We start from the raw sequence: 12,527 nt of genomic DNA on the forward strand, positions 1-12,527 counted from the left end.
GCCGGGGTGACCCGGCCTTTTTTTGTGGGCGGCGGCTTCATCGCGAAGCCGCCTTGTGCACCCAGGATTACTCCTTGATGTCCACAGCGTAGAAGTTGTGGCGGCCGAAGGGGCTGTTCTTGTAGCCGATCACGCTCTTGCGCACGGGCTTGAGCTGCACCGCGTGGGCGATGGTGAACCAGGGAGCCTGTTCCTTGAAGATGACCTGGGCCTGCTGGTAGAGCTTGTTGCGCTCCGCGGGGTTGGTCACGGTCTTGGCTTTCAGGACCAGGTCTTCATAAGGCTGGTAGCAGAACTTGGCGATGTTGGAGCCGCTGGCCGACTGGGCCGAAGCGCAGCCGAGCAGGGTGTACATGAAGTTGTCAGGATCGCCGTTGTCGCCGGTCCAGCCCAGCATGCCCATCTGGTGCTCGCCGGCCTGCAGGCGCTTGCGGTACTCGCCCCATTCGAAGCTCTTGATTTCGGCGGTCACGCCGACCTTGACCAGGTCAGCCTGCATCAGCTCGGCAATGCGCTTGGCATTCGGGTTGTAGGGGCGCTGCACGGGCATGGCCCACAGGTCGGTGGTGAAGCCGTTCGGGAAACCGGCCTGGGCCAGCAATTTCTTGGCGGCTTCGGGGTTGTACTCGTCGTCCTTGATGGCGTTGTTGTACGCGGCCATGGTCGGCGGGATCGGGTTCTTGGCGGCGACGCCGGTGCTCAGGTACACGCCCTCGACGATGGCTTTCTTGTTGATCGCCATGTTGATGGCCTTGCGCACGCGCACGTCGTCAAAAGGCTTCTTGGTCGTGTTGTAGGCGAGGTAGCCCACGTTCAGGCCGGCCTGCTCGACGATGGTGACGTTGGGGTCCTTGCGGATCGCGTCCAGGTCGGCGGGGTTGGGGTAGGGCATGACATGGCATTCACCCTTTTGCAGCTTGGCCCAGCGCACCGACGCGTCAGGCGTGATCGAGTACACGAGGTCGTCGATCTTGGCCTTGCCGCCCCAGTACTGCGGGAAGGCCTTGTAGCGGATGATCGCGTCTTTCTGGTACTGCACCAGGTAGAAGGGGCCGGTGCCGACCGGGTCCTGGTCGATTTTTTCCGGCGTGCCGGCCTTGAGCATGGCGTCGGCGTATTCCTTGGACTGCACGGCCGCGTAAGGCATGGCCAGGTTGGCCAGGAAAGGCGCTTCAGGCTTGTCCAGCGTGATCTTGACGGTGAGGTCGTTGACCTTTTCCACCGACTTCAGCAGCTTGGGCATGCCCATGTCGCTGAAGTAGGAGTGGTTGGGGCTGGTGACCTTGAAGAAGGCGTTGTCTTCTTTCCACTGGCGTTCGAACATGAACAGCACGTCGTCGGCGTTGAAGTCGCGCGTCGGCTTGAAGGCCTTGTTGGAGGCGTGCCATTTCACGCCCTTGCGCAGATGGAAGGTGTAGGTCAGGCCGTCGGCGGAAATGTCCCATTTTTCGGCCAGGCCGGGGACGACCTTGGTGCCGCCGTATTCGAATTCGACGAGGCGGTTGTAGACGGGTTCGTTGGCATCGAACGAGGTACCCGTGGTGTTGACGCCAGGGTAGAAGTTCTCGGGGCTGCCTTCAGAGCAGAACACCAGCGTCTTTGCGGAGACGGGTGAAAGTGCCAGCAGCGCTGGCAGGGCGACGGCGCACAGCAATGCGCGCTTGACCGGGCGTAGCCGGCTTGCACTTGGTTTGGTCTGAATCATTTGACGATCCCTTTGGAGGTTAATGCTGCTTCGCAGCGGGGCTTGCGGCCAGATTGCGCAACATTTGTGACGTTGAGCGTTCTGGTCATTAAAAAACGTGGCCTGGAAACCATGCAGGGTGTGCACGGTTTTGGGTCACGCAGTGAGAAAGTTTTCAGCATAGTGGCATGCAACCTGCCGGTCCGCAACTTCGCGCAGCTGCGGCCTTTCGGCGCGGCAGCGGTCGGTGACATGCGGGCAGCGGGTCGAGAAGACGCAGCCGGTGGGCGGGTTCAGCGGCGAGGGCAGCTCGCCCTTGAGCACGATGCGCTGCCTGACGCCGGTGCTGCCGGCCAGGCCTGGCGTGGAGGCCAGCAAGGCCTGGGTGTAGGGGTGCAGGGGCCGGTTGAACAGGGCGTTTTTCTCGCCTTGCTCGACCGCGTGGCCCAGGTACATCACCAGCACATCGTGGGCGATGTGGCGCACCACGCCCAGGTCGTGCGAGATGAACAGGTAGGCCAGGCCCATGGACTGCTGCAGGTCGGCCAGCAGGTTGAGCACCTGGGCCTGGATGGAGACGTCCAGCGCCGAGACCGGCTCGTCGGCCACCACCACCGTGGGGTTGAGCATCAGCGCGCGCGCAATCGCAATGCGCTGGCGCTGCCCGCCCGAAAACATGTGGGGGTAGCGGTCGTAGTGCTCGGGGCGCAGGCCCACCATGGCCAGCATGGCGCGGGCCTTGGCGGCGCGCTCCTCGGCATTGAGGCTGGTGTTGATCTCGAGCGGTGCCTCCAGGATGGCGCCGATTTTCTTGCGCGGGTTCAGCGAGCCGTAGGGGTTCTGGAACACCAGCTGCACGGCCTTGCGCAGGCCCTTGCGTTCTTCCTGGGCGCCGTTCACCGCATCGATGCCGGTGATGGTCAATTCGCCACCGGTCGGGGTTTCGATCAGCGAGACCATGCGCGCCAGCGTCGACTTGCCGCAGCCCGACTCGCCGACCACGGCCAGCGTCTTGCCGGCATGGACCGAGAAGGACACGCCGCCCACGGCCTGCAGGTGGTCGGACTTGCGCATGAAACCGCGGCGGATCTCATAGACCTGCCTCAGGTTTTTGGCCTCGACGACGGGGCCTGTGGGCAGGGTGGGGTTGGTGATGGCAGCGGTGCTCATTGCGCGGCCTCCACCAGCGGGGTGTCGCGTTCGATGTTGGCCTGCCGGCTGGGATCGCCCAGCGGGTAGTGGCAGCGCACCATGCCGTCCTTCCAGGCGCGCAGCAGCGGGCGCTCGTTGCGCGAATGCTCGGTGGCATAGGCGCAGCGCGGGGCGAACAGGCAGCCCTTGGGCCGGTCGTAGAGGCCGGGCACCATGCCGGGAATGGTCGCCAGGCGCGCACTGCCGTCGCTGCGCTCGGGCAGGGCCGACAGCAGGGCTTCGGTATAGGGGTGCTGGGGCGTGTTGAAGAGGGCGTGCGCGGCCTGCTCTTCCATGATCTGGCCGGCGTACATGACCGCGATGCGCTGCGCCATTTCGGACACCACACCCATGTTGTGGGTGATCAGCACCAGGGCCATGCCGCGCTCCTTCTGAAGGCTGCGCAGCAAATCGAGGATCTGCGCCTGGATGGTCACGTCCAGCGCCGTGGTCGGCTCGTCGGCGATCAGCAGGCGCGGGTTGCAGGCGATCGCCATGGCGATCATCACGCGCTGGTTCATGCCGCCCGAGAGCTGGTGCGGGTAGGCCTTGAGCCGGCTTTCGGGAGAATTGATGCCGACCTGCTCGAGCAGCTCTATGGCCTTGCGCGTGGCGGCTTTTTTGTCCATGCCGAGGTGCAGGCGCAGGGTCTCGGTGATCTGGAAGCCGACGGTGAAGCAGGGGTTCAGGCTGGTCGTCGGTTCCTGGAAGATCATCGCCACGTCCTTGCCGATGAGCTTGTTGCGTTCGCCTTGCGACAGCTTGAGGAGGTCGTGGCCGGCAAAGCGCAGCTTGTCGGCCTTGACGCGGCCGGGGTAGGCCACCAGGCCCATCAAGGCCATCATGGTGACGCTTTTGCCGGAGCCGGATTCGCCGACGATGCCCAGGACTTCGCCTTCTTCCAGCGACAGGCTGATGCCGTCGACGGCGTGCATGACGCCGTTTTGCGAGGGGAACTCGACGGAGAGGTTTTCTATTTCTAACAATGCCATACGAAATCTTTCAGCGCTTCAGCTTGGGGTCGAACGCGTCGCGCAGTCCGTCGCCCAGCAAATTGAAGGCCAGCACAGTGATCAAAATTGCGAGGCCGGGGAAGGTGACCACCCACCAGGCGCGCAGCACGAATTCGCGGGCATCGGCCAGCATGGTGCCCCATTCGGGGGAAGGCGGCTGCGCGCCCAGGCCCAGGAAGCCCAGGGCGGCCGCGTCCAGGATGGCGGTGGACACGCCCAGCGAGGCCTGCACGATCAGCGGCGCCGTGCAGTTGGGCAGGATTTCGCTGAACATCAGGCGGATGCGGCTGGCACCGCTCATGCGCGCGGCGGTCACGTAGTCGCGCGAGGTCTCGGCGATCACCGCGGCGCGCGTGATGCGCACGTAGTGCGGCAGCACCACGATGGCCACGGCCAGCATGGCGTTCATCAGGCCGGGGCCGAGGATGGCGACGATCACGATGGCCAGCAGCAGGCTGGGCAGGGTCAGGATGATGTCCATCAGGCGCATCACCGCGATCTCGAAGATGCCGCGGAAAAAGCCCGCGAGCAGGCCCAGCACCGTGCCGACGATGACCGACAGCGCCACCACGGCAAGGCCTATGACCAGCGAGAGGCGGGCGCCGTACATCAGGCGCGAGAGGATGTCGCGGCCTATGGCGTCGGTGCCCAGGGGGTAGGTCCAGGAGCCGCCCGCCTGCCAGGCCGGCGGCTTGAGGAACACCGAGTTGTCGGTGATGTTGGGCGCGTGCGGCGCCAGCAGCGGCGCGAACAGCGCGACCAGCAGCACGCCGACGACGATGGCCAGGCCGATCACGGCGCCGTTGTTGGCGCTGAAGTAGTTCCAGAATTCGCGCAGCGGATGCGGCGGCGCGGGCGCGGTAGCGGGTTTCAAGGTGGCCGTGCTCATCGCTGGTGCCTGATGCGTGGGTTAATGATGCCGTAGGTGATGTCCACCAGCAGGTTGACGGCCATGACGATGGCGCCCAGCAGCAGGATGCCGCCCTGCAGCACGGGGTAGTCGCGGCGGCTGATGGCTTCGATCAGCCACTTGCCGACGCCCGGCCAGGAAAAAATGGTTTCGGTCAGGATGGCGCCGGTGAACAGCACGCCGACCTGCAGGCCGATCACGGTGACCACCGGGATCAGCGCGTTGCGCAGCGCATGCAGGGCCACCACTCGCAGGTTGGACAGCCCCTTGGCGCGCGCGGTACGGATGTAGTCCTCCCCCAGCACCTCCAGCATGGCCGAGCGCGTCATGCGCGCGATCACCGCCAGCGGGTTGGTGCCCAGCACGATCATGGGCAATATCAGGTGCGAGGCCGCCGACCAGAACGCGCCCTTGTCGTCCGAGAGCAGCGAGTCGATCAGCAAAAAGCCGGTGGTGGGCTCGATGAAGTACTGCACCGACAGCCGGCCCGAAACCGGCGTCCAGCCCAGTTGCACCGAGAACAGCAGGATCAGCAGCAGGCCCCACCAGAAAATCGGCATGGAGTAGCCCGTGAGGGACACCCCCATGACGCCGTGGTCGAGTATGGAGTTTCGCTTGACCGCCGCCAGGATGCCGGCCGGTATGCCGATCAGCAGCGCGAACAGGATGGCGCACAGGGCCAGCTCGATGGTGGCCGGAAACAGCGTGAGGAACTCGCGCAGCACGGGCTCCTGCGTGATCAGCGATTTGCCGAGGTCGCCCTTGAGCACGCGGCCGATGTAAATGCCGTACTGCACCATAACGGGCTGGTCCAGGCCGTATTCCTTGAGCAGCTGGGCATGGCGCACCGGATCGATGCCGCGTTCGCCCGCCATGGTTTCAATCGGGTCTCCCGGCACCATGCGGATCAGGAAAAAAGCCAGCAGTGTCATCCCCAGGAAGGTGGGAATGATCAGGCTCAGACGGGTAAAGATGAAGCGCAGCATTATCGCGAGATGGAAAAACGCGGGATGCTAAAGCAGCGTGCAACGCATGCAGGGAAATTTGCGTCGCGAAGGCGACAGGTGGGGCGCGCGGAAATATCCGCCGCCCCGGTCTTCAAATGCAGTGGCATCAACATGGGGAATCTTGTCTTGTCTAGTCAGGCCCGGGGCAGTGCCGCGGGGAATTTTTTATCTTAGCAACATTAGCTTCATTTTTCGGCACTGCCGCCGCCGGCGGGCTACCGAGTAACCCTATGGCATCAGCATGCCTACAGTGGCGCTTGCGGCGCTAATGAAGCCTGCCTGGAAGGCAAAAAGAGTAATGCAGGATGCGTGCCAGAGGGCATGTGCCGCGCCTTGATGCAGGAAGAAGCGGGCACAAAAAAAGGCCGGTGAAACCGGCCTTTTCGAAATCGGCAAAAGCCGATTACTTGACGTGCTTGCCGATCAGGCCAGCCATCTCGAACATCGACACTTGCGCCTTGCCGAAAACGGCGCGCAGTTTTTCGTCGGCGTTGATCATGCGCTTGTTGATCTTGTCCTGCAGGCCCTTGGATTTGATGTAAACCCACAGCTTGCTGACAATCTCGGTGCGTGGCAGAGGCTTGTCGCCCACCACGGCTGCCAGTGCGGGGCTCAAGGTCAGCGCTTTCATGAACGCTGCATTGGGCGTGCGCTTTTTGGCGGGCGCTTTTTTCGCTGCTGGCTTTTTGGCCGCAACCTTCTTGGCGGGAGCTGCTTTCTTCGCGGCTACCTTTTTCGCGGGCGCTGCCTTTTTCGCAGGAGCCTTCTTCGCTGGAGCTGCTTTCTTCGCAGCTACTTTCTTTGCCGGAGCAGCCTTTTTAGCAGGCGCTTTTTTAGCCGGAGCTTTTTTTGCAGTTGCCATGATTGATTTTCCTTCTAGAAGTTGATAAATCACCACCCGGATAACTACTTCCTTGTGGCAATGCGGATGCTACTGGAGAAAAACGCAGTTTCCTAGCGAAAAACCACTTTATTTGCGCCTGGATGTTGCAGATTTACCTCTGAAAATCAGGAAAACGCCCATGAGAATCACGCCGCAGGCGGCCCATTCGCCCCCTGTGACCCGCTCTCCGGCGAAAAAAGCACCCAGGAAAATCGCGATCAAGGGGTTCACAAAGGCGTAGCTGGTGGCCACCGCAGGGGAGGCATTGGCCAGCAAATACAGGTAGGCGCTGAAGGCGATCAGCGAGCCGAACACCACGAGGTAGAGCCAGGCGAGCAGCGCCTCGGGCTGCGCCGGCCAGTTCGCGGCGGCCTCGCGGTGCTCACCCAGTGCAAGAGAAATCAGCATCAACACCGCGCCGCCGCACAACATTTCGCTGGCAAAACCCGCGGGACCGGAGGCCAGCGGCAGGCGCGTGGCGGACAGCACCGAGCCCAGCGACCACAGCAGCGTGGCCCCCGCGATGCAGGCCAGGCCCACCGGCGCCGCACCGAAACTCGCGCCCCGCACCAGCATCAGCACGCCGGCCAAGCCCACCGCCATGCCGATGAACTCCAGCCGGCTGGGCCGCTGGCCCAGCAGCAGGCCCCAGGCCGACACCAGCATGGGCACGATGGCGATGAAGGTGGCGATCAGGCCGGAGCCGATGTGGACCTCGGCCGAGGCCGTCAGCCCCATGCCGCCGCCCAGCATCAGCGTGCCGATGACGGCCGCGTGGACCCATTCGCGCCGGCTGGGCAGCTTGTGGCCGCGCGCCAGCACCCAGGCCATCAGCAGCACACCGGCCGCCAGGAAGCGTGTGCCCATCTGGAAAAACGGCGGAAAGCTGAGCAGCGCGAAGCGTATCGCCAGGTAGGTCGAGCCCCAGACCAGGTAGCAGGCGAGCAGGGCAGGGATCAGCAGCGCCGGCGCCTTGCCGGCGGCGGGGGAGGAGAGGGTGGTGGAAGTCATGCCGGGATGTTAGGTTGCCCTGCGCGCCCGGGCCATGCAAAATTAACGGCAAAACCGCAAGCGGCCTTTGAATTTAAAGCTTGAAACCCACTATGACCGAAACCACCGAATGGGACCACTACGACAGCCGCATCCTCGGCGAGCTGCAGCGCGATGCGCGCATCACCATGGCCGAGCTGGGCCGCCGCGTGCACCTGAGCCAGCCGGCGGTGACCGAGCGCGTGCGCAAGCTCGAGCTCGGCGGCGTGATCAAGGGCTACCGGGCCGAGGTCGACCTGGCCCGCCTGGGTTACGGCATACGCGCCATCGCCCGCGTGGGGCGGGTCGAATACGCCCGCGTGGTCAAGCTGATCGAGCAGACGCCCGAGGTCATCAATGCCTACAACGTCACCGGCGAGGACAGCTGGGTGCTGGAAATCGCGGTGATCGACGTCGCCCACCTGGACGCGGTGGTGACCAAGTTCTGCATCCTCACCGAGACCTCAACGTCCATCGTGCTCAATGCCCCGCGCGAAAACGCCGTCGTGCTGCCGGCGCGGCGTGAAGACATCAAGCCCGTGATCAAGAAGGTTACGGGGAAATAGGCCCATCGGCCAAGCCGCCACCCATACCAGCCAGGGCCGCGGAACCGGCTTTGCCGGGCCGCAGGCGCAGCGCCCCCTCGGGGGGCAGCGCATTACACGGAGCCGAAGGCGAAGTGAAAAGCGTGGGGGCTAACCCCTTATGCCTTTGTAGAGCATGTAGGCCGCCAGGACGTAGAGGATGCTCGCAAACACCCGCTTGAGCTTGCCCACGGGCAGGTTGTGCGCGGCCTTGGCGCCCAGCGGTGCCGTGAGGAAGCTGCACACGGCGATCACCAGCAGCGCCGGCAGCCAGATGTAGCCGAAAGAGTTGGCCGGCAGGTCCTGCACGCTCTGGCCGCTGATCACATAACCCAGCACATTGGCCACGGCGATCGGAAAGCCCAGCGCCGCCGAGGTGGCCACCGCGCTGTGGATGGCCACGTTGCACCAGGTCATGAAGGGTACGCTGATGAAGCCGCCGCCCGCGCCGACCAGGCCCGACAGAAAGCCGATAAAGCCGCCGGCCGCGAACTGGCCCGCCGTGCCCGGCATCTGCCGCGTCGGTTTGGGTTTTTTGTCCAGGAACATCTGCGTGGCGGAGAAACTCACGAACAGGCCGAAGAAGATCGCCAGGTAGGAGCCCTTGAGCAGCGCGAACACGCCCAGGCTGCCGATGATGCTGCCGATTACGATGCCGGGCGCCAGCCGCTTGACGATGTCCCAGCGCACCGCGCCGCGCTTGTGGTGCGCGCGCACGCTGGAGATCGAGGTGAAGATGATGGTGGCCATGGAGGTGGCGATCGCCATCTTGACGGCCAGGTCCGGCGCCACGCCGCGGTTGGACATGATGATGGTGATGAAGGGCACCATCAGCATGCCCCCGCCTATGCCCAGCAGTCCGGCGAGAAACCCGGTGCCCACGCCCAGCAAGGCCAGTTCAACAATCAGGAGGGGTTCAAGCATCATGGGACGTCAGGCATGTGGCCGCGGGCCTGCCGCGCTTCGCGGGAAGCGCTGCGGCACACGGTGGGGTTGGAGGGGGGACGGAGGGCGCAAGGCGATGGCGGGAATAAGGTGTCTGCGAGTGCCACTGGACCGTCATCCTGAACCGGGGTTCAGGTGGGCGAGGGCAGTCGGGTTTCGGGTTCGTCTGACGCGAGACGATCACACCTGCCGGACAATTTACCAAGCCCGTGCTCGTAGAGCATTGGTTCAAGGAAATATAAAGCCCAATACGCATCGCAGACGTCTTCATTGTAGGCCTTCGCGGCCTCGCGCGGGGCGATGTGAAGAGATCCGCGGCGGGATGCGGGGGCAAGCACCGCTGCCGGCTTCAAAGTAGGCGGCCGTCTATGCCCAGGGCGGTGTCCAGACGCTGCAGCAGGGCCGCGAGCTGCGGGCTCTCGGCATTACCGGCAGCGGCCGGCGCTGCCGCCGGCACGGGAGCGGCGCCCGGCGTGCGCTCGGGAAGCTCGAAGGCCAGGTTCAGCGCCGCCAGCACGGCGATGCGGTCACGCGCCTTGATTTTTCCGGCGTCGCGGATCCGGCACATGGCCATGTCGACGCGGTTGACCGCGTCCAGCATGCGGGCGTCGCCGTTTTCGGGGCAGCCCAGCAAATAGCTTTGGCCCATGATCTGTACTTCGAGCTGCTTCATGACTCGCTTCCCGCGGTGGTTTTATGGCCGTGGCCGCTGCTTTCGGGCAGGCGTTCGAGCAGGGCATCGACACGGGCGCGGGCCGCGCCCAGGCGCGACTTGAGGGAGTCGCGCTCCTGCGTCAGCAGGCCGACCTGTTCGGCCAGCAGCTCGTTGGTGCGCTGCAATTCCTCGTAGCGCAGCAACAGGCGCTCGACGCGTTCGGTGATCTGGTCGATTTGGGTTTGGTTCGCCATGGCAAGCCCGATTGTAGGGTTTGCGGCCTGAACTGGGGAAGGGCCGCGTAGAATCGCCCCTGTTGGTGCCCGCAGTGTGGTTCACATGCTGCAGTTCAACGGGAAGCAGGAGAGCGTCAAAGCCAGGCATACCGGGTCAAGCCCGAAGGCCGGCGCCCAGACCTTCAACCTGCGCTGCCCCCGCAACGGTAAAACGGACGAATGCGCTTTCCCGGCCTCACGGCCAGGGCGCATTCAGCTTTCATCATCAGCCACTGAGCGTCTTGAACAAGCGTTTGGGAAGGCGATGGAGGCGGTTCCGTCAGCCCGGATACCGGCCAACAAGGTGAACGCGCACGTCCAGTCCCTGGACTGGGTGTTTGTAACGCTCACACACCGGCGGGGAAGCCGGTGAGGGCCCATTGCTGACTGTTGATTCATGAAAATTGCTCCCCACGCACGCCTGGCCGTGCTCCCGACGGCGCTGGCCGCCGCATTCCCGCTGGCCTCTCTGGCTTTTCTGGCGGCTTCTCCCGCCCTGTCGCAGACCACCCCAGCCGCGCAAACCGTTGTTGCGCCGCAGCTCAAGGAAATGGTGGTGAGCGCCACGCGCAGCGCCCAGCCCATCGGCGACGTCGTTGCCGACGTCACCGTCATAGACCGCGAAACCATTGAACGCGCCGGCCCGGTCGGGCTGGCCGACATCCTGGTGCGTGTGCCGGGCATACAGATCACTCGCAACGGCGGCACTGGCGCGAACACCAGTGTGTTTGTGCGCGGCGGGGAAAGCCGCCACACCCCCGTCTTCATCGACGGCGTGCGGGTGGAGTCGCAGGCGACGGCCGGCGGCGCCTCCTGGAGCAACATTCCGCTGTCGCTGATCGACCGCATCGAGGTCTTGCGCGGCCCCAGCAGCGCCGTCTACGGCTCGGACGCCGTGGCCGGCGTGATCCAGATCTTCACCAAGCGGGGCGAAGGCCCTTTCTCGCCCTCCGTGTCGGTGGGCTACGGCTCGTACAACACCAGCCGGGTCGAGCTTGCCGCCAGCGGCTCGGCGGGCGCTTTCGACTACGCGCTGGGCCTGAGCCAGGGCCAGAGCGATGGTTTTAACGCGCGGACCATCGCCGGCCAGAACCCCGATGCCGACGGCTACAAAAGCCTGGGCGCCAACGCCAAGCTCGGTTTGCAGGTCAATACCGACCACCGCATTGAAGCCAACCTGATGCAAAGCCACACGGACTCCCAGTACGACGGCGGCCCCACCCGCGACTACCGCCGCATCGCCGACCTGCAGACCCTGGGCCTGCAGTGGGAGGCCAAATGGTCCGACCGCTACAGCACCAAGCTGGCCCTGACCCAGGGCACCGACTCCGGCGAAGAGGGCCTGAACGGCTCGACGCCCCAGATTTCCTACGACAAGAGCACCATCAGCACGCTGCTGTTCCAGAACGAATACCGCCTGGGCGCCCACCTGCTGAGTGCCGCGCTGGAAAGCCGTCGGGACGTGTTCCGCCTGGTCGGCTCCGCGGTCATACCGGGGGGCGCGAGTGTGCTCAACAAGAACCGTTCCCTGGACGGCGTGAGCCTGGGCTACGGCTGGAGCGGCGGCGCGCACACCGTGCAGCTCAACGCCCGCCACGACAGGGACAGCGAATTCGGCGGCAAGACCACCGGCTCCGCGGCCTATGCCTTCGCGCTCACGCCGCAGTGGAAGGTGTCCGCCTCCGCGGGGACGTCTTTCCGCGTCCCCACGCTGTACCAGCGCTTCAGCATTTACGGCACCTCGACCCTCAAGCCCGAGTCCGGCCGCAGCGTGGAGGCAGCGCTCAAATACAGCCAGGGCACATCGCAGTACGGCATCACGGTGTACCGCAACCGCCTGACCAACCTGCTGAGCTTTGTCACGGGCAACGGCCCTTGCGTGAACGGCGGGCCGCCGACGGTGCTGGCCAACCGCGGCTGCTATGCCAATACCGCGCAGGCCCAGTACACCGGGCTGACGCTCACGGCGGCCGAGACCGTCGGCAATGTCCGCATCCACGGCTCACTCGATTTGCAGAATCCCAAGAACCGGATCACCAACCGCACCCTGCAGCGCCGCTCGCGCCAGTACGGCACGCTGGGCGCCGAAATGCCGCTGGGCGGCTGGCAGCTGGCGACCGACCTGGTGATGGCCTCGCACGCCTTCGACAGCGAGACCAGCAACGTGGTGCTGCCCGGCTACTCGGTCATGAACCTCAGCGCCACGACGGCGCTGTCCCCCGACTGGAAACTGGTGGCCAAGCTGGAGAATCTGACCGACAAGATTTACCAGACCGCCAACACCTATGCCACCGCCCGGCGTAATCTCTACGTCGGTGTGACCTGGGCACCCCGCTAAACCTTTATCCCTC

General features: G+C 64.6%; 12 protein-coding genes and 1 riboswitch. Of the genes, 2 read left to right on the forward strand and 10 right to left on the reverse strand.

The genetic code is table 11. The features are described 5' to 3' along the window. Positions 1–67: 67 nt before the first annotated feature. From ACEN9P_RS20805 to yedA, 7 genes are all read right to left on the reverse strand, one after another. The gene (locus tag ACEN9P_RS20805; RefSeq protein ID WP_477663191.1) at positions 68–1,705 is read right to left on the reverse strand and encodes an ABC transporter substrate-binding protein; all 1,638 of its coding nucleotides are present in this window, start codon (positions 1,703–1,705) and stop codon (positions 68–70) included. A 135-nt stretch (positions 1,706–1,840) separates the two neighbouring features. Next, positions 1,841–2,854 carry a peptide ABC transporter ATP-binding protein gene (locus ACEN9P_RS20810; protein ID WP_495620335.1) on the reverse strand — a complete coding sequence of 338 codons (1,014 nt, stop codon included), beginning with the start codon at positions 2,852–2,854 and terminating at the stop codon, positions 1,841–1,843. Then, complete coding sequence (locus ACEN9P_RS20815; RefSeq protein WP_495620336.1) at positions 2,851–3,867, reverse strand: ABC transporter ATP-binding protein; 1,017 nt, start codon at positions 3,865–3,867, stop codon at positions 2,851–2,853. The genes ACEN9P_RS20810 and ACEN9P_RS20815 overlap by 4 nt, the downstream gene beginning before the upstream one ends. A gap of 10 nt (positions 3,868–3,877) precedes the next feature. Beyond that, on the reverse strand, positions 3,878–4,777 hold the full coding sequence (locus ACEN9P_RS20820; RefSeq protein ID WP_007873180.1) for an ABC transporter permease subunit: 900 nt from the start codon (positions 4,775–4,777) through the stop codon (positions 3,878–3,880). Beyond that, entirely contained in the window at positions 4,774–5,784 is a 1,011-nt protein-coding gene (locus tag ACEN9P_RS20825; RefSeq protein WP_477663188.1) for an ABC transporter permease subunit, read from the reverse strand. Before ACEN9P_RS20825 ends, ACEN9P_RS20820 begins: the two co-directional genes overlap by 4 nt. 424 nt (positions 5,785–6,208) lie before the next feature. Continuing rightward, the gene (locus ACEN9P_RS20830; protein WP_036840065.1) at positions 6,209–6,667 is read right to left on the reverse strand and encodes an SWIB/MDM2 domain-containing protein; all 459 of its coding nucleotides are present in this window, start codon (positions 6,665–6,667) and stop codon (positions 6,209–6,211) included. Positions 6,668–6,775: 108 nt separating this feature from the next. Then, positions 6,776–7,699: a drug/metabolite exporter YedA gene (gene yedA / locus ACEN9P_RS20835; protein WP_477663187.1), complete on the reverse strand. Its 924-nt coding sequence runs from the start codon at positions 7,697–7,699 to the stop codon at positions 6,776–6,778. A 92-nt stretch (positions 7,700–7,791) separates the two neighbouring features. Between yedA and ACEN9P_RS20840 the strand changes: the two genes are divergently transcribed. Continuing rightward, entirely contained in the window at positions 7,792–8,283 is a 492-nt protein-coding gene (locus tag ACEN9P_RS20840; protein WP_007873193.1) for an Lrp/AsnC family transcriptional regulator, read from the forward strand. A 129-nt stretch (positions 8,284–8,412) separates the two neighbouring features. On the opposite strand, the gene ACEN9P_RS20845 is transcribed toward ACEN9P_RS20840, so the two are convergent. From ACEN9P_RS20845 to ACEN9P_RS20855, 3 genes are all read right to left on the reverse strand, one after another. Continuing rightward, a complete protein-coding gene (locus tag ACEN9P_RS20845; protein ID WP_007872126.1) occupies positions 8,413–9,228 on the reverse strand; it encodes a sulfite exporter TauE/SafE family protein in 816 nt (271 codons plus the stop codon). 367 nt (positions 9,229–9,595) lie between these two features. Further along, complete coding sequence (locus tag ACEN9P_RS20850; RefSeq protein ID WP_477663186.1) at positions 9,596–9,919, reverse strand: cell division protein ZapA; 324 nt, start codon at positions 9,917–9,919, stop codon at positions 9,596–9,598. Then, positions 9,916–10,155: a DUF904 domain-containing protein gene (locus ACEN9P_RS20855; RefSeq protein ID WP_074575200.1), complete on the reverse strand. Its 240-nt coding sequence runs from the start codon at positions 10,153–10,155 to the stop codon at positions 9,916–9,918. The genes ACEN9P_RS20850 and ACEN9P_RS20855 overlap by 4 nt, the downstream gene beginning before the upstream one ends. Positions 10,156–10,201: 46 nt before the next feature. After that, positions 10,202–10,490, forward strand: a riboswitch (cobalamin riboswitch). Positions 10,491–10,573: 83 nt separating this feature from the next. Here ACEN9P_RS20855 and ACEN9P_RS20860 point away from each other — a divergent pair. Continuing rightward, positions 10,574–12,514, forward strand: a complete 1,941-nt coding sequence (locus tag ACEN9P_RS20860; RefSeq protein WP_495620337.1) for a TonB-dependent receptor domain-containing protein — start codon at positions 10,574–10,576, stop codon at positions 12,512–12,514. Positions 12,515–12,527 lie beyond the last annotated feature (13 nt).

Source organism: Polaromonas sp. Polasp52, from assembly GCF_059491565.1.